Source organism: Isoptericola sp. BMS4, from assembly GCF_011634835.1.
GTDB lineage: Bacteria > Actinomycetota > Actinomycetes > Actinomycetales > Cellulomonadaceae > Isoptericola.
The window spans coordinates 1,090,449-1,112,192 of record NZ_SIRP01000001.1; the positions used below are offsets into that span (position 1 = coordinate 1,090,449).

Consider the following 21,744-nt stretch of genomic DNA (forward strand, 5'->3'; position numbering starts at 1 on the left):
GAACGTTGACGACCACCGACATCGCGCGGCCTGCCGCGCACGCGCCCGTCCCCGCACCGCGACGGGTGCCCCGGCGCCGCCGCGGGGGCGCGGCGATCGGCCGCGAACGTGGCCTGCTGCGAGGCGCCGGCCTCGTGCTGCTGTGGGCCTTCGTCGCCCTCAACGTCGCCTGGATGGTCTGGATGGTCGTCCAGGCGTTCCGCGACACCCGCTCCATCCTCGACGACCCGTGGGGGCTGCCGACGTCCCTCGACCCCGTCAACTTCGTGACGGCGTGGACCGTGGGCGACTTCGCGACGGCCACGATGAACAGCGTGGTGACGACCGTCGTCTCCTCGTTCCTCACGGTCGCCTTCGCCGCGCCCGCCGCGTACTACCTGGCCCGGGTGGAGAACAGGTTCACCGGCTCGCTGACGGTCTACTTCGTGCTCGGGCTCGGCATCCCCGCCCAGGTCATCGTCATCCCGCTCTTCGTGATGCTCAACGCGGTCTACCTCACGGACAGCCTGGTCGGCCTCAACCTCGTGTACATCGGCGTCTCGATGCCGTTCACCGTCTTCCTCCTCATCGCGTTCTTCCGGTCGCTGCCGCGCGAGCTCGAGGAGGCGGCGGCGCTCGACGGGCTCACCGCGGCCAGGACGTTCCTGCGCATCACGCTGCCCCTCGCCAAGGGCGGCATCCTCACCGCCTTCGTGCTGCAGGTGATCGCCCACTGGAACGAGACGCTGCTGGCGCTCACGCTGCTGCAGTCGACCGACCGGTACACCCTGCCGGTCGCGCTCATCTCTTTCATCCAGCAGCAGACGTACTCGGGCGCGGACTGGGGCGGGCTCTTCGCCGGCCTGTGCATCGTGGTCCTGCCGATGCTCGCGGTCTACCTGTGGCTCGGCCGCCGGCTGACCGAGGGCCTGACGCTGGGTATGGGCAAGTGACGGCCCCGGACGGCCGACGCGCCGCCGCCGGGCACTCGCGTCGCGGCACGGAGGAGTGACCGTGCCCCTCGCGTTCTCCACGCTCGGTGCTCCCGGCGCCGGCCCCGACGAGATCGTCCGTCTCGCGCTGCGGAACGGCGCAGCCGGCGTCGAGCTCCGCGCCGGCGCCGACCAGCCGGTCGACGTGGCGACACCCGCCGCTCGTCGTGCCGCCGTCCGCGGCGTGTTCGACGGCGCCGGCATCACCGTGCTCGCGGTGGCGAGCTACGTCCGCGTCTGCGACCCAGGGCCCGACCACGAGGTCGTCGACACGCTGCGGCGGCACGCCGACCTGGCCGCCGCCCTCGGCGCGGGCGCGCTCCGCGTGTTCCCCGGTGCCGCCGGTGCGGGCCGGGAGGGGGACCGGCGAGCGGTGGCCCGGCTCTCCCGGTTCGCGGCGCTCGCGGACCCCGCCGGCCCGCGGATCCTGCTGGAGACGCACGACTCGCACCCGCGCGGAGCCGACGTCCGCGCCGTCCTGGCAGCTCTGGACGGCGTGGCGCCTGGCCACCCGTGCGGCGCGATCTGGGACGTCCTGCACCCGTGGCGGGACGGCGAGGCCCCGGACCACACGGCCGCGGCGCTGCGCCCCTGGCTCGAGTACGTGCAGTTCAAGGACGGCACGCCGGACGGCGTGACCCCCCTCGGCGACGGAACCGTCCCGCTCGACGAGATCGCGGCCCTCGTCGGGGAGCGCTGGTGGTCGTTCGAGTGGGAGCGCGCCTGGCACCCGCACCTGGCGCCCCTCGACGTCGCGCTCCCGGCCGCCGCCGCGTGGTACCGGAGCCATGTCCTCGGGCGGGTGACGCCCGGTCCACCGAGTCCTCGCTGACCTCGTCATTTCCCTTCTCCCTGTCACGACATCGACCGAAGGAGCTCGAATGTTCGTCACCACCCGCCGTACCGTGCTGCGACTCGGCGGCACAGCGTTCGCGACCGCACTGCTGGCCGATCTCGGCAGGCCCGCCCTGGCGACACCGCTCGCCGCGGGGGCCACCGGGACGGAGGCGCTGCGCGCCCGCTGGGTCGACGCGCTCACCGGCCGCGCCAACGTCGCCGCGTCGCCGGCGACGTTCGCCGACGCGATCGGCCGCCTGGACCGGGCCGCCGACGGGCTGCTCGCGCAGGTGAGCCCGACCCCGACACGGTTCTTCACCTCCCACGACTGGTCCGTGGGCGCGACCGAGATCGCGAGGTCGAACGAGATGCGCATGAACTACGTGCGCCTCGAGACGCTCGCCGTCGCCTGGGCGACGCCCGGCTCGCGGCACGAGGCGTCCGCCGAGGTGCTGGACACCATCACCACCGGTCTGGCCCACCTGCACTCGACCATCTACCACCCGGGGACGAGCTGGTGGGGCAACTGGTGGTCCTGGCTCATCGGCGTGACGAAGCCGCTCGCGAACGTCATGGCGATCGTGCGCGACGAGCTCTCGCAGGCGGAGGTCGACGACTACTGCGCGGCGATGGACCACTTCCTGCCGGACCGTGACCCGCGCCTGCAGATCCACCCGTCCGGGGTGCAGGAGTCCGAGGGCGCCAACCGGGTCGACATCTGCCAGGCGTACATCGTCCGGTCCATCGTGCAGCCCGACCCGACGCTGCTCCGCGCCGCCGTCGACGCGCTCAGCCCGACCTGGCAGTACGTCACCGAGGGCAACGGCTTCTACCGTGACGGCTCGTTCGTCCAGCACTCGACGATCCCGTACACGGGAACCTACGGGCTCGTGCTGCTGGGCGGGCTCGCCGAGCTGTTCGCGCTGCTCGCCGGCTCGTCGTTCGACGTCACCGACCCGAGCAGGAGCAACGTCACCGGCGTCGTGGAGGCGTCGTTCGCGCCGTTCGTGTTCAACGGCCAGATGATGGACGCCGTCCGTGGTCGTGCGGTCTCGCGGTACGCCGAGCGCAGCATCGACGACGGCAACCTGCTGATCGAGCACGTGCTGCGGCTCGCCGAGGCGGCGGACCCCGACACCGCAGCGCGGTGGCGTGGCCTGTGCCGGCAGTGGATCGAGTCCGACGACGCGGCCACCATCACCGACACGACGAACATCGTGCGCCTGGCCCTCGTGACCGAGCTGCTCCACTCGTCGGTGCCCGCCGTCGCCGACCCCACCGGCCCCCGCCACTTCCCGGCGATGGACCGGCTCGTGCACCGTGGCGCCGACGGCACGTGGGCGATGGCCGTGGCCATGTGCTCCGACCGCATCGCCTGGCACGAGGGCACCGGCGCCGAGAACTTCGAGGGCGTCCGCACGAGCCAGGGCATGACGTACCTCTACCTCGCGGACGACGACGACCACTACGACGACCACTTCTGGGCGACGTCCGACCTCACCGCGCCGCCCGGGACCACCGTCGACCTCACCCCGCTGCCGCCGAACCCCGAGGGCACGTGGGGCGAGGGCACCCCGGACAACGAGTGGACCGGCGGGGCCGTCCTCGGGGACGCCGGGCTGGCGGCCATGCACCTGGTCGGGCCCGGCGGCACGGGGCTCACGGCACGCAAGGTGTGGATCACGCTGCCGGACCGCGTGGTCGCGCTGGGCAGCGACATCGCCACCGGTAGCGACGGTGAGGTCCGCACGGTCGTGGAGCACCGGAACCTGGGGGAGTCGCCCCGGACGCTGCTGGTCGACGGCGCGGAGGTCACGACCGAGCGGACGGTGAGCGGGGCGCGCTGGGCGCACCTCGACGGGGTGGGCGGCTACCTGGTCCTCGAGGGCGGGGCGGACCTGGTCGCGGGCGTCGAGGAACGTGCGGGCACGTGGCAGCGCAACAACACCTCCACCGCGGCGGGGACGGGGGAGACGCGCCGCCGGCAGTACGGCACCCTCGCACTCACGCACGGCGCGGGCGCCGCGGTCGCCGGGGCCCGGTACGCGTACGCCGTGCTCCCGGGTGCGGATGCGACGCAGACGGCGGACGCGGCGCGCTCGCCGGGCGTCGAGGTGCTGCGCAACGACGACGGCGTGCAGGCGGTGCGCGCGCCGGGCCACCTGCTGGCCGCGGTGTTCTGGGCGGCCGGTGCCGTCGAGGACGTCTCGACCGACGGGCCGGCGTGCGTGCTCGTCCGCGACACTCCCGGCGTCACGCACGTGGCGGTCAGCGAGCCGACGCGAGCGCGGGACCTGGTCGTCCTGCGGGTCGCGGGCACGGCGGCGACCCGGGTCCGTGGCACCGACGCCGCGCGGGTCACGCTCGAGCGTGACGGTTCCGGTGTGCGTCTCACGATCGACACGCGCGACACGGCGGGCACGACGATCGAGTTCGTGCTCGTGCGCTGACCGCGGGCAGGGGACGGCCCGCCAGGTCGGCACTCCGTTCCCAGGTCGGCAGGAATGTGTGCCGACCCGGGGACGGAGTGCCGACCCGACGCGGACAGCTCACAGCAGCGCGCGGACGTCGCGCTCCGCCTGGGCGGGGGAGGCGGCACGGCAGCCGAGGTCCGTCCACCGCCGCACGAGGGCGGGCTCGGCGCGGAGCAGGCCCCAGCCCCGGCGCAGCAGCGTGGGCAGCGGCTTGCGGGACTCCGCGACGTCGCGCAGCAGCCGGAACCAGAACGTCACCAGCCGCGGCTGCGTGAGGCAGATGGCGTCCGCGAGGAAGCCCTCGGCGCGGCAGGCGGTGACGAGCTCGGCGGCGAAGATGCCTTCGGCGACGACGACCGGCGCGCCCGCGGTCTCGACGACGGCCGACCCCGTGCGCCGCGACGTCGGGATGTCGTACACGGGCACGTCGACGCGCCCCGTGCGGACCACATCGCGCAGCGCGTCGAGCGCTCCCTCCCGGTCCCAGCTCGCCGGGTCGTCCCAGTCGACGATGCCGTAGCGCATCGGCATCCCGGGGTGGTCGACGTCGCGGTAGAAGTCGTCGAGGTTGATCACCGGCAGGCCGAGGCGGCGGGTGAGGGCCGTCTTGCCCGACCCGGACGGTCCCGTGAGCAGGACGATGCGGCGCTCCGGGCGGCGGGCGCCGGGCGGCACGTCGAAGAGGGCTTCGGACACGAGTGACCATTCTCCACGAGGACAACCTGGCGGCCGTCACCCGTGGCGGTGACGGCCGCCAGGTTGTCCTCGGCACCCAGGTCTAGTCATTGCGAAAACGTTATCGACAACGTTATCCTCCAGCCACGTCGGACCCGTCCGGCGGCTCGCCCGAGCCGTCGGGAACCGATCGGAGAGGAACAACGATGTCCCATTCCACCAGCACGACGAGGGCGGCCGGCGTCGCGGCGGCGGTCGCCGTCCTCGCCCTCGCCGTCCCCGCGGCCCAGGCCGACCCGTCCGGGCCCACCCTGCGCTCCGAGGCGCCGCGCGACCTCGAGATCGGCAGCGCCGTGTGGGGCCAGAACGAGCTGCTCGACCACGACCGCAAGGCCCCGACCGAGTTCCAGCGCCTCCTCGGGGCGGAGTTCGGCTCGCTCACGCCCGAGAACGACATGAAGTGGGCGGAGATCCACCCCGAGCCGGACGTCTACGACTTCTCGGGCGCGGACGCCGTCGTGGCGTTCGCGAAGGCTCACGGCCAGGAGGTGCGCGGGCACACGCTGCTGTGGCACAGCCAGAACCCGCAGTGGGTCACCGACGCCGCCGCCACCTGGACCTGCGCCGAGGCGCGCGACGTCCTCGAGGACCACGTCCGCACCGTCGTCGGCCGCTACGCCGGCGAGATCTACGAGTGGGACGTGGTCAACGAGGTCATGCAGGACACGTGGGACGCCGGCGGCGTGCGCCTGCGCACCGAGGCGAACCCCTTCCTCGCGGCGTGCTCGGACGACCCGGTGGGCCTCATCGGCGACGTCTTCCGGTGGGCGCACGAGGCGGACCCCGAGGCGCTGCTCTTCATGAACGACTACAACGCCGAGGGCGTCAACGCCAAGACGGACGCCTACTACGCGCTGGCCCAGGAGCTGCTCGCCGACGGCGCGCCGCTGCAGGGCTTCGGCGCGCAGAGCCACCTCAGCCTCCAGTACGGCTTCGACGAGTCGATGCAGGCGAACTTCGAGCGGTTCGCCGACCTCGGGCTGAAGGTCGCCGTCACGGAGGCCGACGTCCGCATGCCCCTCGGTGAGGACGGCGAGCCGACGGCCGAGCAGATCGCACTGCAGGCCGAGCGGTACGACGGGCTGCTCCAGGCGTGCCTGAACGTCTCCGCCTGCACCAGCTTCACGGTCTGGGGCTTCGACGACGGACGGTCCTGGGTCCCTGGCGTCTTCGACGAGGGCTACGCCACGATCATGACCGAGGACTTCGAGAAGAAGCCGTCGTACGTCGCGCTGCTCGACGGCCTCACCGACGCCACGCCGGGCACGTCCCCGCGCACGCCGCCGGGCCTGAGCTCGTAGGACCTGTCACCGGGACGGCGGCGTGCGGGCACGGGCCCGCACGCCGCCGTCGTCGTGCTCAGGGGCCCGGCGGGACGAGCAGCACGTGCAGGGTGCGCGGGCCGTGCACGCCCTCGACGCGGTCGAGCTCGATGTCCGACGTCGCGCTGGGCCCGGAGATCCAGGTGAGCGGCCGCTCGGGGTGCTCGCCGAGGAGCCTGACGGCCTCGGGCACGGTCTGCACCACCTGGTCGGCCCGCACGACGCACAGGTGCACGTCGGGCACCAGCGAGATCGCCCGCCGGCCCTGGTCCGGCGCGCCGTCGAGCACGATCGTGCCGGTCTCGGAGATCGCGACCCGTGCGGCGGTGACGACGGCGTCCACGGCGTCCAGCTCCGACGCGGCGAGCGGCTCCTCGCGCGAGTCGCGCACGACCTCGGCGACGCCGTCCAGCGCCGTCAGCCACGCGCCGTCGAGCCCGGCGGGCACCACCATCCGCGGGGAGTTGTCAGGCTCTGCGCGGCGTATACCTCGCGCTGAGTCTGACAACTCGGCGAGCAGCGCGGGGATCTCCGCCTCGGTGACGCGGTGCACGTGCGCCTTGTAGTCCTCCAGCCGGTCGACGAGCTGGTCGAGGACCTCGGCGGAGCCCGGCGCGTGCTCGCCCGCGGGGCGGTACTCCCGGGGCACCGGCGCCGGCTGGGGACGGGAGCCGACCCGGCCGGACGGCGTCGTGCCGCTGCCGGAGGCGCCCAGCGCGGCGCGCACGCGGGCGAGGACGTCGGTGCGGGCGTCGGTCATCGGGCGTCCTCCTCGGGCTCGGCCGGTGCGGCGTCGTGCTCGCCCGCCCACCACTGCCGGAACGTGCGCGCGGGCGGGGCGGGCAGGTCCCGCGACCGCGTCCAGCCGGAGGCCGGCGGGGGAGCGGTCGAGATCATGTGGTCCCGCCCGCCCAGGCCGCGGCCCAGCGTGGCCGCCTTCCCGGCGAGCGCGAACCGGCCGCCGTCGGCCATCACCCACGACGCCGCCTTCATCGCGGCCGCCCACGGGTCGGTGCCGCGGCGCGACCGGTCCGCGTCGACCTCGCGGGCGCGCAGGTCCACGAGGATCGACGGGATGTCGATCTTCACCGGGCACACGTCGTAGCAGGCGCCGCACAGGGTCGACGCGTACGGCAGCGACGCGTTGACGTCGTCGTGCCCGGACACGCCGCCCGAGGACGCGGTGAGCTGGGGCGTGAGGATCGCGCCGATCGGGCCGGGGTACACCGACCCGTACGCGTGGCCGCCCACCCGCTCGTACACGGGGCACACGTTGAGGCAGGCCGAGCAGCGGATGCAGTGCAGCGCGCTGCGCCCGACCTCGTCGGCCAGGACGTCGGTGCGGCCGTTGTCGAGCAGCACCAGGTGGAACTCGCTCGGCCCGTCACCCTCCGTCACGCCCGTCCACATCGACGTGTACGGGTTCATGCGCTCGCCGGTCGACGACCGGGGCAGGAGCTGCAGGAAGACCTCCAGGTCGTCGAACGTCGGCACGAGCTTCTCGATGCCCATCACGGTCACGAGCGTCTCGGGCAGCGTGAGGCACATGCGCCCGTTGCCCTCCGACTCCACGACGGCGAGCGTGCCGGAGTCGGCGACGGCGAAGTTGGCGCCGCTCACCGCGACCTTCGCGGACAGGAACTTGCGCCGCAGGTGCGCGCGGGCCGCCATCGCGAGCTCGCGCGGCACGTCGGACAGGTCGGGCGGGGCGTCGCCCATGCGGGCGAGGAAGATGTCGCGGATCTCGGACCGGTTGCGGTGGATCGCGGGCACGAGGATGTGCGACGGCATGTCGTCGGCGAGCTGCACGATGAGCTCGGCCAGGTCCGTCTCGATCGCCGCGACGCCCTCGTCCGCCAGTGCCTCGTTGAGCCCGATCTCCTGGGTGGCCATGGACTTGACCTTGACGACCTCGTCGGCGCCCTTGGCCTTCGCGATGTCGGCGACGATCCGGTTGGCCTCCGCCGCGTCGCGCGCCCAGTGCACGACGCCGCCGCGTGCGGTGACGTTCTCCTCGAGCTGCTGGAGCAGCTCGGGCAGGTTCGCCATGACCTGATCCTTGACCGCGGAGCCGGCGTCGCGCAGCGCCTCCCAGTCGGGCACCTCGCCGACGACGGAGGCCCGCTTGGCGCGGATGACCTGCGTCGCGTGGCCGAGGTTGCGGCGCAGCTGGTCGTTCGTGAGCGTCTGCCGCGCGGCGGCGGGGAACGCGTCGCCCCAGCGCAGCGGGGTGTCCGGGTGCGGGACGGGGCCGAACGGCTCGTCGGGGGCGTCGGGGTTCCGGCCGCGGACGCCGGGCAGGCCGAGGAACGTGCTCATCGGGCCGCCTCCGTGGTCGTCGCGGGCCTGCTCTCGCGGGAGAACGTGTGTGCCGGCAACGGGGTCGGGTCCTCGCGGGTCGACGCGAGGATCTCGGCCAGGTGCAGCACGCCGACGCCGGACGACTGCCGCGACAGCCCGCCGCCGATGTGCATGAGGCAGGACATGTCCCCGGCGGCGAGCACCTCGGCCCCGGTGGAGCGGACGTGCGCCGTCTTGTCGGCGAGCATCGCCGACGACGTGTCCGCGTTCTTCAGGGCGAACGTGCCGCCGAACCCGCAGCACGAGTCCGCGGCCGGGAGCTCGACGAGGTCGATGCCCGTCACCGCCCGCAGCAGGCGCAGGGGCCGGTCGCCCACGTGCAGCATCCGCAGCGAGTGGCAGGTGGGGTGGTAGGTGACGTGGTGGGGGAACCAGGCGCCGACGTCGGTGAGCCCGAGCACGTCGACCAGCAGCTCGGACAGCTCGTACGTCTTCGCGGCGACCGCCTCCGCCGTCGTCGCCAGGTCGTCGTGGCCCTCGCGGCGGCAGACCATGCCGTGCTGGTGGCGCACCGACCCGGTGCAGGAGCCGGACGGGATCACGACGGCGTCCCACTCGCCGTCAGCCACGGGAGCGAAGGTCTCCACGTGGTTGCGGATCACCGGGACCGCCTCGCGGAAGTACCCGGTGTTGACGTGCATCTGCCCGCAGCATGCCTGCCCCGCCGGGAAGACGACCTCGTGGCCGAGGCGCTCGAGCAGCCGCACGGTGGCGCGCGGCGCTCCGGGGAAGAGGGTGTCGGCGAGACAGGTGGCGGCGAGAGCGATACGCATACGACTCCTCGGAGCTGCTGCTCGATGGTTCGTCCAGCAGTGGCGTGGTCCAGCATGGCGGGGCCCGGCCGGCGGTGCCACGGGGACGCCGGTGCCCCGTCGCACGTGTGGCCAGACCACTGCCGAGGACTGTACCCGATGAGGTCAGGCCACAGGGAGCCCGGGCGACTACGCTGGGCCGGTGCGCACCCACGAACGCGTCCTGGCCCACCTCGAGGACGGCATCGCCGCCGGGCGGTGGCCGCTCGGTGCGCGCCTGCCCGGTGAGCGGGCCCTGGCGGAGGAGCTCGGGGTCTCCCGCCCCTCGGTCCGTGAGGCGATGCGCATCCTCGAGGCGCTGGGCATCGTCCGCAGCGGGGTCGGCTCCGGGCCCGACGCCGGCGCGATCGTCATCGACCGCCCCGCGGCCGGCCTCGGTACCGCGGTGCGGCTGCACGTCGCGACCGGCACGCTGCCGGTCGGCGACGTCGTCGCGACCCGGGCGGCCCTCGAGACGTGGGCCATGCGCCAGGCCGCGGGCCGGGTCGTCGCGGCCTCGCCGCTCCTGCCCGACGAGCCGACGCCGCCCGGCGTGCCCCAGGCGCGCCTGGTCGAGGCACGGCGCCTGCTGGCCGCCATGGACGACCCGGCGCTCGCGGTGGGTGACTTCATCGCGCTCGACCAGGACTTCCACCTCGAGCTGGTGCGGCTCGCGGAGAACCAGCTGGTCGAGGCGATCCTCGGCGGCCTGCGGTCCGCCATCGGCTCGTACGTCGCGGACGGCGCCGAGCGGCTGCCGTCCTGGTCGGCGACGGCGGTGCGGCTCTGCGGCGAGCACGCCGAGATCCTCGACGCGGTGGCCACCGGGGACGCCGAGGGGGCGGAGCGCGCGGCGCACCGGCACATCTGGGGCTTCTACGCCGAGACGGGCCTCGCCGCCGCGCAGTGAGCGCGGGGCGACGCGGGGGAGAGCGATGGACCTGGACGCCGCGGCGCGGCTCGCGCGCGCACTCATAGCCGAGCACGGCCTGCGCGGGTGGTCGTTCCGGTTCGACCGGGCCCGCCGGCGCGCGGGGCTGTGCCGGTACGACCGGCGGGAGATCAGCGTCTCCGGGCCCTTGGCCGCCCTGTACGACGAGGCGGACGTGCGCGAGGTGGTGCTGCACGAGATCGCGCACGCCCTCGTGGGCGCGCGACACGGCCACGACCGCGTCTGGCGAGCGACGGCGCGGCGCCTCGGGGCGAGCGGGCGGCGCGTCGTGCGCGAGGGCAGCCCGGAGGTGGAGGGCGACTGGGTGGGGGTGTGCCCGGCGGGCCACCGCGTGACCCGGTTCCGCCGCCCGGCGCGGGAGCAGGCGTGCGGGCGGTGCTCGCCCGTGTTCGACCGACGCCACCTGCTGGCGTGGACGCACCGGGGCGTGCCCGTGCCCGCGCTCGGCGAGCCCGCGGGGCCGCGGCGCGCGCCCGTCGTGGACCCCGCGTCGGTCCGCGTGGGCGAGACCCTGCGGGTGGCTGCGCCCGGGCGGTACGAGGGCGTGGTCGGGGAGGTGGTGAAGCGCGGCCGGACGCGTTTCCACCTCCGCGTCGCCGCGGGCGTGCTCACCGTCCCGTTCGGGCTCGTCGAGCGCCCCGGCGACGTCGTCGCAGGCGAGGGGCCGGCGTGCGGGAGATCGCGACCACGAGGTTCCCGGGCCGTCGCGCCGGCCGCTGACCAGCGTCCGACACACGGGTGAACCCGGGGCGGGGCCGGTGGGATGATCTTTCCCATGAGTCAGCCCACCGTCCCCGCCCTGACGCTGCCTGCCGGTGCCGCCGGCTCTCGGATCGTCGGCCTGGGGCACCACCAGCCCGAGAAGGTCATGACGAACGACGACGTCGCGCGGTTCGTCGAGACGAACGACGAGTGGATCCGGTCGCGGACCGGCATCGTCACCCGTCACGTGGCCGCCGAAGACGTGACGGTCGCGGACATGGCGACCGGGGCGGCCCGGCACGCGCTTGCCGACGCCGGCGTCGCGGGCACCGACGTCGACCTGGTCGTCGTGGCGACGACGACGGCGACCGACCGTTCGCCGAACACCGCCGGGCGGGTGGCGTACGCGCTGCGCACCGGCGTGCAGCCCGGGGCCAGCACCCCCGAGGGCGAGGACGAGCCGGACCTGCGCGACGTCGTGGGGCCCGCCGTCATCGACGTCAACACGGCCTGCTCCGGCTTCGCGTACGCGGTGGGCATCGCGGACCAGGCGATCCGTGCCGGCTCGGCACGTACCGCCGTGGTCGTCGGCTCCGAGAAGCTCACCTCGGTCACGGACTGGACCGACCGCAGCACCTGCATCCTCACCGCCGACGGCGCGGGCGCGGCGGTGCTGCAGGCCGCGGACGCGCCCGCCGTCGGGCCGGTCGTGTGGGGCTCGGAGCCCGAGCTGACCCCGGCCGTCCGCATCGAGGCGCCCGCGGAGAAGTTCGCCCAGGACGGGCGGGCGGTGTTCAAGTGGGCGATCACGCGGGCGGCCGACCGTGCGCGCCGGGTCGTCGACGCGTCCGGGCTGACGCTGGACGACATCGGGGTGCTGGTCGCCCACCAGGCGAACCTGCGCATCATCGAGCCGCTGGCGAAGAATCTCGGGCTCGAGGACCGCGTCGTGGTCAGCGACATCACCGAGTCGGGCAACACCTCCGCCGCGTCCATCCCGCTGGGCCTGTCCAAGTGGTGGCACGCCGGCGACGTCCCGGCGGGCACCCCGGCCCTGCTCTTCGGCTTCGGCGGTGGCTTCACCTGGGCGGGGCAGGTCGTGCTCACTCCGGAGCGGTAACCCTCGGGGGTCGCGAGAGGGCGCGGTCCTCGTGTCGCGAGGCGTCCACTCGGTCGCTCGTTCCTCGCGACCTCCCGCCAGACCCATCCAGCCTCTCGACACGAGGACCGCGCCCTCTCGCTCCGGTGGTGCACCGCCGTCTCTCGCGCGGCATCTGGCGGGTATGCTGGGGCGGGAAACCGCTTCCCGGGCTGCGTCGCCCGGGCCCCGACGCAAGGAGATCGACGATGCCCTCCGAGAATCCCCGCACGCGCTACGCCGTGGTCGGCGCCGGGCACCGGGCCGGGATGTACGTGAACGCGCTGATCGGCGACCACGCCGAGGACGGCGAGATCGTGGCGTGGGTGGAGCCCAACCCCGTGCGCGCCGCCGTGCACGAGGAGAAGGTCGCCGCCGCGGTCGGCGGCAGCCGGCCTGTGTTCCACCCCGACGACCTGGAGAAGGCGCTCGACGTCGAGCGGGTCGACCGCGTCGTCGTCACGTCCGTGGACAACACGCACGCGGACATGGTGTCGCGGTCGCTGCGCGCCGGCGTCGACGTCGTCGTCGAGAAGCCGATCGCCGCCACGGCGGCGGAGGCGCGGCAGATCGCCGACGCGGTGGCCGAGACCGGCCGCGACCTCACGATGACGTTCAACTACCGGTACGCGCCGCGAAACTCCGCGCTGCGCGAGGTGATCGCGTCGGGCGAGATCGGGCGCGTGCTGTCGGTGCACTTCGACTGGGCGCTCGACACGGTGCACGGCGCCGACTACTTCCGCCGCTGGCACCGTGAGAAGACCAACAACGGCGGCCTGCTGGTGCACAAGTCCAGCCACCACTTCGACCTCGTCAACTGGTGGATCGACGCCGTCCCGCAGCGCGTCTTCGCCAGCGGCGGCCGGCGCTTCTACGGCGACGACGCCGGCCACGCCACGGGCTACGAGCCCACCGCGGGGGAGCGGGCGCTGAACGAGCAGGGCGTGGACCCCTGGCGGATCGACGTCGCCAACGACCCGTACCTGGACCGGCTCTACGGGGCCGACGCCCAGGAGCACGACGGCTACCGGCGTGACCGCAGCGTCTTTGACCCGGGCATCACCACCGAGGACACCCTCGGGCTCGTCGTCGAGTACGCCGGCGGACCCGTGCTCACCTACTCGCTGACCGCCAGCGCGCCCTGGGAGGGCTACCGGGTGGTCGTCAACGGCACGCGCGGCCGCGCCGAGCTGGAGGTCGTCGAGCGGGGATCCGTCGTCTTCGGCGCGGACGGCAAGGCCACCGTGGACCCGAGCTTCACCGCCACGTTCGGCGAGGACACCGTTCGCCCCGAGGGCGAGCGACTCGTCGTGCAGCGGCACTGGGAGCGTGCCGAGGAGCGGCCGATCGTCGAGGTCGGGCCCGGCGGGCACGGCGGCGGCGACACCCTGCTCCTGGCCGAGGTGTTCCGCGGCCGCACGGAGGCCGACCCGCTGGGCCGCGCCGCGGGGTTCGTCGACGGCCTGCGGGCCTCCGGCGTCGGCTACGCGGGCAACCGGTCGCTCGAGACCGGCGACCCGGTGCGCCTCGCGGACCTGGGCCTCGGCGTCGACCTCTGACCAGTCCTGCCCGAGCTGTGGGTACGAAGATGGCGAGAGATCGACCTCGATCTCTCGCCATCTTCGTACCCACAGCTCAGCCAGCCCAGGGGGCGCCGAGCTCGGTGAAGGTGCGCTGCGTGCGGGCGACCTCCTCGCACCAGCGCTCGACGTCGTGCACCACGGGGCGGCGCTCGTCGCCCTCGCCCCGCCACTCGACCGCGGACCCCGCGACCGGTGCCGGGTCGGGACCCGTGCGCACGGCCTCCATCACCCGCATGAACGCCCCGGTGTCTGCCACGTCGCACAGCAGCGGCCGGTCCGGGTCCTGGCGGGCGGCCAGCAGGTCGTCGAGCAGCGGCGCCCGGTCGTAGGTCTTGTCCACGGTGCGCCGGTCGGTGCGCAGCAGCAGGCGGTCGTGCTCGTACTCCAGCACGAGCTCGCCGCGGGTGCCCAGCACGAGCACCCGCGCGGGCGAGCGCTCGGGGGCGCACAGGGTGAGCCCGAAGCCGTACCGGGTGCCATCCGTGCCGACGACGCGGACGGACGACGTGTCGTCGGCCTCGATGGGGTTGGCGCGGAACAGGTCGGTGTCGACGGCCGCGACGTCCTCGGCCCGCGTCGCGCCGCCGATCCGCAGGGCCGTCGCGACGGCGTGCGCGAGCGGGTTCGTCACGACGCCGTCGACGACGTCGCGCCCGTCCAGCCGGCGGCGTCCGGCCCAGGGGGCCCGGCCCCAGTAGGCGGCCGTGCGCACCCAGGTGCCGACGGCGCCCACGCCCTGCACCTCGCCGATCTCCCCGCGGGCGACGAGGTCCGCGGCCGCGGGCAGGGCGCGGGAGCCGAACGTCTGGAAGCCCACCTGGCAGCGCCGCCCGGTGCGCTCGGCGACGGCGACCAGCTCCGTGTGCTCGGCGAGCGACGCCGTCGTCGGCTTCTCCAGGAGCACGTCCATCCCCGCCTCCATGGCGGCCCGGGCGAGCGGCAGGTGCGTCGGGATGGGGGTGCTCAGCACGACGACGTCGGGGTGCGGGCCCGCCTCCGAGAGCAGGTCGTCGAGCGTGGGGAACCACAGGGCGTCGCTCCCGCGGGCGGCGTGGTCGAGCCCGGGCTCGCGGGGGTCGACCACGGCCGCCAGGAGGGCCTGTCCCGCGCCCTCCAGCTCCAGGACGCGCCGCACGTGGGACGCGCCGTGGCCGTGGATCCCCACGACCGCGATGCGGGGTAGCGCTTTCCTCCGGGTGTCGGAGGTGTGGCCGGCAGAGGTGGTGGTCATCGTCGTCCTGTCCGTCGTGCGCGGTTCGTGGCGTCGGGGTCGGGGCTCAGCGCAGGCTCGTCGCGAGCCGCGCCGCCTCGTCGAGGTCCAGCTCGCGGTCGAGGAGCGCCGCGACGACACCCGTCTCCACCGTCCCGCTGGCCGGGACGACCAGCGGCGTGTCCCACACCAGGGCGGGACACGCGCCAGGGTAGTCGGCCGCCCGCAGGAACCAGTGGCGGGCGGGCGACGTCTGGGTGAGCAGCGTCGTCGTCGTGCGCTCGCCGTCGCGGTCGCGGTGGTGCTGCACGAACGCGACCCACGGCGACGTGCTGCCGTGGGCGACGTCCTCGCCCGTGCCGCCCGCGGAGAGGACCGTCGTCTCCGCCGCCGTCGGCAGCCGCCAGAACACGCCGCCGTACCCGGCGCCCGGGCGCCCGTTCGTCGCGGGGGAGCGGATCTCCAGCGGGCCGTGCGTCGCGTGCAGCGTGGTGCGCCACTCGAGCACCCAGCCGTCGTCGTCGAGCAGGCGTGCCCCGATCCGGCGCCGCTCGTCGAGCTGCGGCGCGCCGTGCTCGTCGCGCCACTCGAGGGTGTCCACCAGCTGGTGCGGGGCCATGGGGTCGATCGTCACCCCCGTGCTGACCTGCCGGCCGTGGTTCGCCAGGAGCGTCGGCCCGGCGTCGGCCACGAACGTGCGCCCGCCCCAGTAGCTGGTGCCGTTCACGTCGGGCACCGCCACGCCGAGGCCGTAGTGGTGGCGGTGGTCCACCGGCTCGGACTCGGTCAGCGGCACCCCGGCGAGGGAGTGCAGCGGGTGCAGGTAGGGCCGGGGCGAGTGGATCGTCGGCAGCCGGGAGCCGTCGACGTACCGGGCCAGCGGCATCCCGTCGAGCGACCGGCGCAGCACCGTCGTGGTGGCGCCCGCCGGGCCCTCGGACGTCCAGGCGGGCCCCCGCTCGGCCCCGGTCGCCCCGTCCGTCGCCGCGGCCGGCGGGGCCTCGACGACGTGCGCCCGCGTGGTCTCGCGGGGCACGGGCCCGGTGCTGGACCGGACCTGCAGGTGCGCGCCGAACCGGGTGGTGCTGGCGGGGTGGACGCCGTCGACCATCGCGTGCAGCTCGCGCCAGGCGTGGCGGCCCAGCTCGTCCTGGGGGACGGCCGCCGTCGTGAGGCCGGGCGTGGCGTAGCGGGCGAGGTCGATGTCGTCGAAGCCGGCGACGGAGACGTCCTGGGGGACGGCGACGCCGGCCTCGTTCAGGGCGGCGAGCAGGCCGAAGGCGACCAGGTCGTTGAAGGCGACGACGGCGGTGGCGCGCGACGCGAGGACGGCGCCGACGGCGGCGTGCCCGGCCGCGACGGTGCTGCCGGCCTCCACCTCGACGATCTCCAGCCCGGGGTGCCGGTCGCGGGCGTCGGCGAGCGCGCGGCGCCGGGCCGCGTCCGTCGCCGCGGGCCGCGGGCCCGCCAGGTAGACCAGGTGCCGGTGGCCCAGGGACACGAGGTGCTCGACGACCTGGCGGGTCGCGTCGGCGTAGTCGACCACCAGGCTGGGGACGCCGGGGCGCCCCACCTCCCGGTTGATGACGACGGCGGGCTCGACGTCGGCCAGCAGGGCGTCGAGCTCGGCAGCGGGCATGCGCGGGGAGACGAGCACGAGCGCGTCGCAGCGGCGGCGTGCGTCGCGGGCGATCGCGGCCTCCTGCGCGGGGTCCTCGGCGGTGTCGGCGACGAGCACCCGGTAGTCGTCGGCGTCGGCGGCCGCCGTCACGCCGCGCAGGATCTCCTGGAAGACGGGGTTGCCGAGGTCGGGCACGACCAGGGCGACCGTCGTGGTGCGGCCGATCGACAGGCTGCGCGCGACGTTGCTGGGCCGGTAGTTGAGCTCGATCGCGGCTTCCTGCACCCGCGCGGTGATCGCCGGGTCGACGGTGCGCCGCCCGTTCATCACTCGCGAGACGGTGGCGCGCGAGACGCCCGCGGCGTTCGCGACGTCCGCGATGGTCACGGCGGATGGTCGGACGTTCACCCCGGCCAACGGAGCCCTCCTTCGTCGTGGACGGGTGCCGCGCACGGCGCCTGCCCGGGTGGCGCGTCGTCGCGCCGATGCACAGGACGACTCTACACCAAGAAACCGGTTTCTCGGGGTGAGTCTCGGCGCGCGGTCGTCACTCGGCGGGCACGGTGCGGGCGACGACGGCGCAGCGGTCGTCGTGGGGTGCGGCGTCGCTCGCGGCGCGCTCCAGGAGGTGGCGCAGCGTCGCGCGCTCCCGCTCGTCGAGGCCCGACAGCAGCTCGTCCTCGGCCCGTGCGACCCGGGCGTCCAGCCCGGCGAGGACCTCGCGCCCGAGCCCGGTGGGCACGATCCGGCGCGCGCGCCGGTCGGCGGGGTCCTGCCGGCGCTCGACCAGTCCCGCGCCGACGAGCTCGTCGAGCAGGTAGGTCATCACGGTGCGGTCGATCCCGAGCCGGGACGCGAGGGCGGCCTGCGTGGGCGGGGTGTCGCGGGTGACGGCGGCGAGCACCTCGTAGCCGCGCGGGCCGTGCGGCAGCTCGGCGCAGGTGGCGGCGACGCGGGCGCTCCACTCGCGCAGGAGCGCGGCGAGCGGCCAGCCCAGCGGGTCGCGGCCGCCGTCGTGCGCGGCGGCCCCGGGTGCCGGGGCGGTGCGTGCCGGGGTGGTGCTCACGCCGCCATCGTAGCCCGGAATGCGTGGTCGTCGAGAAGGGTTGTCGCTGATATCGTCTGTCCAGCAGACGATCTCCCGCCGGGCGCGGGAGCGGCACTCCCGCGAAAGGTCCCGCATGACGGACTACGGCCACGACCTGGCCTTCGGCACGTTCCTCACCCCGACCAACCGCGACCCGCAGGCGCCGGTGCGGCTCGCGCAGGTCACCGAGGCGGCGGGGCTGGACCTGGTCACGTTCCAGGACCACCCGTACCAGCCGGCCTTCCTCGACACCTGGACGCTGCTGTCGTGGGTCGCCGCGCGGACCGAGCACGTCACCGTCGCCGGCAACGTGCTCAACCTGCCGCTGCGCCAGCCCGCCGTGCTCGCCCGCGCCGTCGCCTCGCTCGACCTGCTCTCGGGCGGGCGCGCCGCCCTCGGGCTCGGCGCGGGCGGGTTCTGGGACCCGATCGTCGGGATGGGCGGCACCCGGCTGACGCCGGGCGAGTCCGTCGACGCCCTCGGCGAGGCCCTGGCGATCATCCGCGGCCTGTGGGACACCACCGAGCGGCGCGGGCTGCGGGTGGACGGCACCCACCACCACGTCGCCGGGGCCAAGCGCGGCCCGGCACCCGCCCACGACGTCCCGATCTGGCTCGGCGCGCTCAAGCCCCGCATGCTGCGCCTCATCGGCCGCGAGGCCGACGGATGGCTCCCGTCCCTGGCGTACCTGAAGGACGGCGACCTCGCCCGCGGCAACGCCGTCATCGACGAGGCCGCCGAGGGCGCCGGGCGGCACCCGGCCGAGGTGCGCCGCCTCCTGAACGTCGCGGGCGCGGTCACCCCGCGCCGCGAGGGCCACCTCCGCGGGCCCGTCGAGCAGTGGGTCGACGAGCTCACCGAGCTCGCGCTGACCGAGGGCACCGGCACGTTCGTGCTGGCCGCCGACGACCCGCGGCTCATCGAGGTCTACGGCCACGAGATCGCGCCGGCCGTGCGCGAGGCGGTCGCCCGCGAGCGGGCCTCCGCCGGGACCGCCCCCGCCGCCACCCGGCGCGGGGAGCGGGCCGTCGCGCTGCGCCGGCCGGGCATCGACTACGGGGCCGTGCCCGCCGCGCTGGCCGCGACCGCCGTCGAGCCCGGCGACCGCGGGTACGACGCCGTCCGCCACAACTACCTGCGCTCCGGCGCGCCCGGCCTCGTGCTGCGCCCGCGCACCGCGGCGGAGGTCGCCCAGGCCGTGACCTGGGCGCGCACCCAGGACGTACCGCTCGGCGTCCGCTCGGGCGGGCACGGGATCAGCGGCCGCTCCACCAACGACGGCGGCATCGTCGTCGACCTCGGGGCGCTGGCCGCCGTCGAGGTCGTCGACGAGGCGACCCGCCGCGTCCGGGTCGGCGCCGGGGCCACCTGGGGCCAGGTCGCCGAGACCCTCGCCCCGCACGGCTGGGCGATCAGCTCCGGTGACTACGGCGGCGTCGGCGTCGGCGGGCTCGCCACGGCCGGCGGCGTCGGCTTCCTCGGCCGCACGTACGGCCTGACGATCGACCACGTCGTCGCCGCGGAGGTCGTCACGGCCGACGGGCGCGTCGTGCGCGCGTCCGCCGACGAGCACCCCGACCTGTTCTGGGGCCTGCGCGGCGCGGGCGGCAACCTCGGCGTCGTCACGTGGGTGGAGATCGAGGCCATGGAGCTGGGCGACGTCGTCTTCTCCCAGATGACGCTCGACGCCGGCGACGTCGCGGGGCTGCTGGAGCGCTGGGGCGCGGCCGTCGAGTCCGCGCCGCGCGAGCTGACGAGCTTCCTGATCCTGTCGCCGGGACGCCGCGGCCGCCTGGCCGACGGCAGCGACGGCCGGTCGGACCAGCAGGGCCCGGTCGCCCAGCTCATGACCGTGTCTGGGCCGGGGACGACACCGACGCCGCCGTCGAGCAGCTCGAGCGCCTCGCGGCCACGGGCCCGCTGCTCGGCCACCAGGCGTACCTGCTGCCGTACGCGGGCGTCGTCCAGGCGGGCGACAAGCAGCACGCGGGCGGCGGCGACCCGGCCGTGCGGTCGGGTCTCGTCGACCACCTGGACACCGCGACCGCCCGGGCATTCGAGCGGCTCGCGCTGTCGGGCGAGGCCTACTTCCTGCAGATCCGGGCCACGGGTGGGGCCGGGAACGACGTCGACCCCGCCGCGACGGCCTACGCGCACCGGCACCAGAGCTTCCTGCTGTCGGCCATGGCCGCCGACCAGGGGCGGCTCGACGCCGCCTGGGACACGACCATGGCGCCGCACACCGACGGGCTCTACCTGTCGTTCGACACCGACACCCGCCCCGAGCGGGTCGCCGACGCCTTCCCCGAGCCGACGCTCTCGCGGCTCCGCGAGGTCAAGTGCGACTGGGACCCGCACAACGTGTTCCGGGCCAACTTCCCCGTGCCGCCGGCGCGGTGACGACGGCGGACCGTCCCGGCCGGTTCACACGCCGCCGTCGTGCCCCAGGCCCGCCACCACGGAGAACGCCACGACGGCGACCGCGACCAGCCCGAGCGTCGCCCCGACGAGCCCCCGGGCGACCCCCGGGCGGCCGTCCCGCTCGGCGGCGTGCACGCCGAGCGTGCCCAGCGCCAGGGCCACGACGCCGAGCGGCCCCGACACCCAGTCGCCCACCACCGGCAGCAGGGCGCAGACCAGCGCGGCGACGCCCAGGGCGACCGCCCACTCCGTGGTGCGGGGCGCGTCGCGGCGCGCCCCCCGGTCGTCGTCCACCCGGTCCTCCCGCACGTCGTGCGGGACTGGGGCCCGCGTCGCCTCCCATGATGACCGACGGCGGGCACGGGGCCCCACCGGGACGGGCCGGCCCCGGCGCCTCGACTCGTCGCACCTGTCCCGGCCCGTGCCCGTCGGTGAGTGCTGCCAGGATGGGGCCATGCCTCTCGCTCCTCGTTACCTGGCCGACGACGGCCGGTACGACACCATGACCTACCGCCGCACCGGCCGCTCCGGCCTGGACCTGCCCGCGCTGTCGCTGGGCCTGTGGCACAACTTCGGCGACGTGAACCCGTTCGACACCCAGCGGGCGGTGCTGCGCCGCTCGTTCGACCTCGGCGTCACGCACTTCGACCTGGCGAACAACTACGGCCCGCCCTACGGCAGCGCCGAGGAGAACTTCGGCCGCCACCTGGCCAAGGACTTCCGCCCCTACCGCGACGAGCTCGTCATCTCCACGAAGGCCGGCTACGACATGTGGCCCGGCCCGTACGGCGACCACGGGTCGCGCAAGTACCTGCTCTCCTCGCTCGACCAGTCGCTGACCCGCATGGGCCTGGACCACGTGGACGTCTTCTACCATCACCGGCCGGACCCGTCGACGCCGCTGGCCGAGACGATGGGCGCGCTCGCGTCCGCCGTCCAGCAGGGCAAGGCGCTGTACGTGGGCGTGTCCAACTACTCGCCGTCGCGCACCCGCGAGGCCGCGCGCATCCTGGAGGACCTGGGCACCCCGATGCTCATCCACCAGCCCAGCTACTCGATGTTCAACCGGCACGTCGAGATCGCCGACCGCGAGGACCCGTACGACGGGCGCCAGAGCGAGTCGCTGCTCGACGCCGTCGAGGACCTGGGCGTCGGCACGATCGTGTTCTCCCCGCTGTCCCAGGGCCTGCTGACCGGCCGGTACCTCTCCGGCGAGGCGCCCGCCGGCTCGCGCGCCGCACGCAGCGACTCGCCGTTCCTGTCCGCCGAGGCGCTGAGCGAGACGTACCTGGCCCGCGCCCGCGCGCTGAACGAGATCGCGGAGGGCCGCGGGCAGACGCTCGCCCAGCTCGCGCTCGCGTGGGTGCTGCGCGACCCGCGGGTGACGTCCGCGCTGATCGGCGCGTCCTCCGTGGCGCAGCTCGAGGACAACGTCGGCGCGCTCGCCGCCGGGCCGCTCACGGAGGACGAGATTGCCGCCATCGAGCCGCACGCCGTGGACGGCACCGGCCGCTGAGATGTTGTGGGCGCCCGCAAAGG

General features: G+C 74.9%; 17 protein-coding genes and 1 pseudogene. 11 read left to right on the plus strand and 7 right to left on the minus strand.

Annotated features, from left to right (window positions below; all coding sequences use genetic code 11):
- Positions 1 to 5 precede the first annotated feature (5 nt).
- The 3 genes from EYB28_RS04790 (at position 6) to EYB28_RS04800 (ending at position 4,258) form a co-directional block, all read left to right on the plus strand.
- Positions 6 to 932 carry a carbohydrate ABC transporter permease gene (locus EYB28_RS04790; protein ID WP_240930388.1) on the plus strand — a complete coding sequence of 309 codons (927 nt, stop codon included), beginning with the start codon at positions 6 to 8 and terminating at the stop codon, positions 930 to 932.
- A gap of 61 nt (positions 933 to 993) precedes the next feature.
- Positions 994 to 1,803, plus strand: a complete 810-nt coding sequence (locus EYB28_RS04795; protein WP_166845309.1) for a sugar phosphate isomerase/epimerase — start codon at positions 994 to 996, stop codon at positions 1,801 to 1,803.
- A 49-nt stretch (positions 1,804 to 1,852) separates the two neighbouring features.
- Positions 1,853 to 4,258, plus strand: a complete 2,406-nt coding sequence (locus tag EYB28_RS04800; RefSeq protein WP_166845311.1) for a polysaccharide lyase 8 family protein — start codon at positions 1,853 to 1,855, stop codon at positions 4,256 to 4,258.
- 99 nt (positions 4,259 to 4,357) lie between these two features.
- On the opposite strand, the gene EYB28_RS04805 is transcribed toward EYB28_RS04800, so the two are convergent.
- On the minus strand, positions 4,358 to 4,978 hold the full coding sequence (locus EYB28_RS04805) for a uridine kinase (RefSeq protein ID WP_166845313.1): 621 nt from the start codon (positions 4,976 to 4,978) through the stop codon (positions 4,358 to 4,360).
- Between the two features lie 185 nt (positions 4,979 to 5,163).
- Here EYB28_RS04805 and EYB28_RS04810 point away from each other — a divergent pair, with 185 nt between their 5' ends.
- Positions 5,164 to 6,318, plus strand: a complete 1,155-nt coding sequence (locus EYB28_RS04810; RefSeq protein ID WP_166845315.1) for an endo-1,4-beta-xylanase — start codon at positions 5,164 to 5,166, stop codon at positions 6,316 to 6,318.
- A 58-nt stretch (positions 6,319 to 6,376) separates the two neighbouring features.
- Here the strand turns inward: EYB28_RS04810 and EYB28_RS04815 are convergent, their stop codons facing one another.
- From EYB28_RS04815 to EYB28_RS04825, 3 genes are read right to left on the minus strand one after another with little or no spacing between them, the layout of a single operon-like run.
- The gene (locus EYB28_RS04815) at positions 6,377 to 7,099 is read right to left on the minus strand and encodes a lactate utilization protein C (RefSeq protein WP_166845317.1); all 723 of its coding nucleotides are present in this window, start codon (positions 7,097 to 7,099) and stop codon (positions 6,377 to 6,379) included.
- On the minus strand, positions 7,096 to 8,658 hold the full coding sequence (locus EYB28_RS04820) for a LutB/LldF family L-lactate oxidation iron-sulfur protein (protein WP_205710840.1): 1,563 nt from the start codon (positions 8,656 to 8,658) through the stop codon (positions 7,096 to 7,098). The genes EYB28_RS04815 and EYB28_RS04820 overlap by 4 nt, the downstream gene beginning before the upstream one ends.
- Complete coding sequence (locus tag EYB28_RS04825) at positions 8,655 to 9,473, minus strand: (Fe-S)-binding protein (protein WP_166845319.1); 819 nt, start codon at positions 9,471 to 9,473, stop codon at positions 8,655 to 8,657. The genes EYB28_RS04820 and EYB28_RS04825 overlap by 4 nt, the downstream gene beginning before the upstream one ends.
- Positions 9,474 to 9,654: 181 nt before the next feature.
- Between EYB28_RS04825 and EYB28_RS04830 the strand changes: the two genes are divergently transcribed.
- The 4 genes from EYB28_RS04830 (at position 9,655) to EYB28_RS04845 (ending at position 13,842) form a co-directional block, all read left to right on the plus strand.
- Positions 9,655 to 10,401, plus strand: coding sequence for a FadR/GntR family transcriptional regulator (locus tag EYB28_RS04830; RefSeq protein WP_166845321.1), 747 nt, complete (start codon positions 9,655 to 9,657; stop codon positions 10,399 to 10,401).
- Between the two features lie 25 nt (positions 10,402 to 10,426).
- Complete coding sequence (locus EYB28_RS04835) at positions 10,427 to 11,185, plus strand: SprT-like domain-containing protein (RefSeq protein WP_166845322.1); 759 nt, start codon at positions 10,427 to 10,429, stop codon at positions 11,183 to 11,185.
- A 33-nt stretch (positions 11,186 to 11,218) separates the two neighbouring features.
- Positions 11,219 to 12,265, plus strand: coding sequence for a ketoacyl-ACP synthase III (locus EYB28_RS04840; protein WP_240930389.1), 1,047 nt, complete (start codon positions 11,219 to 11,221; stop codon positions 12,263 to 12,265).
- Between the two features lie 227 nt (positions 12,266 to 12,492).
- Entirely contained in the window at positions 12,493 to 13,842 is a 1,350-nt protein-coding gene (locus EYB28_RS04845) for a Gfo/Idh/MocA family protein (RefSeq protein WP_166845325.1), read from the plus strand.
- A 76-nt stretch (positions 13,843 to 13,918) separates the two neighbouring features.
- Here EYB28_RS04845 and EYB28_RS04850 read toward each other — a convergent pair whose 3' ends face one another.
- From EYB28_RS04850 to EYB28_RS04860, 3 genes are all read right to left on the minus strand, one after another.
- Complete coding sequence (locus EYB28_RS04850) at positions 13,919 to 15,097, minus strand: Gfo/Idh/MocA family protein (RefSeq protein ID WP_166845326.1); 1,179 nt, start codon at positions 15,095 to 15,097, stop codon at positions 13,919 to 13,921.
- Between the two features lie 46 nt (positions 15,098 to 15,143).
- Positions 15,144 to 17,084 (minus strand): DUF6807 family protein, encoded by a 1,941-nt coding sequence (locus EYB28_RS04855; RefSeq protein ID WP_240930390.1) that lies wholly within the window; start codon positions 17,082 to 17,084, stop codon positions 15,144 to 15,146.
- Positions 17,085 to 17,244: 160 nt separating this feature from the next.
- The gene (locus EYB28_RS04860; protein WP_240930391.1) at positions 17,245 to 17,763 is read right to left on the minus strand and encodes a MarR family winged helix-turn-helix transcriptional regulator; all 519 of its coding nucleotides are present in this window, start codon (positions 17,761 to 17,763) and stop codon (positions 17,245 to 17,247) included.
- Positions 17,764 to 17,878: 115 nt separating this feature from the next.
- Between EYB28_RS04860 and EYB28_RS20585 the strand changes: the two are divergent.
- The 3 genes and pseudogenes from EYB28_RS20585 to mgrA all read left to right on the plus strand — a co-directional run.
- Positions 17,879 to 19,285, plus strand: a pseudogene (locus EYB28_RS20585) (LLM class flavin-dependent oxidoreductase); the annotation flags it as partial.
- A gap of 728 nt (positions 19,286 to 20,013) precedes the next feature.
- Positions 20,014 to 20,184 (plus strand): BBE domain-containing protein, encoded by a 171-nt coding sequence (locus EYB28_RS20590; protein ID WP_370459501.1) that lies wholly within the window; start codon positions 20,014 to 20,016, stop codon positions 20,182 to 20,184.
- A gap of 475 nt (positions 20,185 to 20,659) precedes the next feature.
- Positions 20,660 to 21,721 carry an L-glyceraldehyde 3-phosphate reductase gene (gene mgrA / locus EYB28_RS04875; protein WP_166845332.1) on the plus strand — a complete coding sequence of 354 codons (1,062 nt, stop codon included), beginning with the start codon at positions 20,660 to 20,662 and terminating at the stop codon, positions 21,719 to 21,721.
- Positions 21,722 to 21,744: the final 23 nt, after the last annotated feature.

Excerpts from the sequence above, each read along its gene's own strand:
- EYB28_RS04800 (WP_166845311.1), top strand. The coding sequence starts at position 1,853 with ATGTTCGTCACCACCCGCCGTACCGTGCTGCGACTCGGCGGCACAGCG.
- EYB28_RS04810 (WP_166845315.1), top strand. The coding sequence starts at position 5,164 with ATGTCCCATTCCACCAGCACGACGAGGGCGGCCGGCGTCGCGGCGGCG.
- EYB28_RS04815 (WP_166845317.1), bottom strand. The coding sequence starts at position 7,099 with ATGACCGACGCCCGCACCGACGTCCTCGCCCGCGTGCGCGCCGCGCTG.
- EYB28_RS04820 (WP_205710840.1), bottom strand. The coding sequence starts at position 8,658 with ATGAGCACGTTCCTCGGCCTGCCCGGCGTCCGCGGCCGGAACCCCGAC.
- EYB28_RS04825 (WP_166845319.1), bottom strand. The coding sequence starts at position 9,473 with ATGCGTATCGCTCTCGCCGCCACCTGTCTCGCCGACACCCTCTTCCCC.
- EYB28_RS04835 (WP_166845322.1), top strand. The coding sequence starts at position 10,427 with ATGGACCTGGACGCCGCGGCGCGGCTCGCGCGCGCACTCATAGCCGAG.
- EYB28_RS04840 (WP_240930389.1), top strand. The coding sequence starts at position 11,219 with ATGAGTCAGCCCACCGTCCCCGCCCTGACGCTGCCTGCCGGTGCCGCC.
- EYB28_RS04845 (WP_166845325.1), top strand. The coding sequence starts at position 12,493 with ATGCCCTCCGAGAATCCCCGCACGCGCTACGCCGTGGTCGGCGCCGGG.
- EYB28_RS04850 (WP_166845326.1), bottom strand. The coding sequence starts at position 15,097 with ATGACCACCACCTCTGCCGGCCACACCTCCGACACCCGGAGGAAAGCG.
- EYB28_RS20590 (WP_370459501.1), top strand. The coding sequence starts at position 20,014 with ATGGCGCCGCACACCGACGGGCTCTACCTGTCGTTCGACACCGACACC.
- mgrA (WP_166845332.1), top strand. The coding sequence starts at position 20,660 with ATGCCTCTCGCTCCTCGTTACCTGGCCGACGACGGCCGGTACGACACC.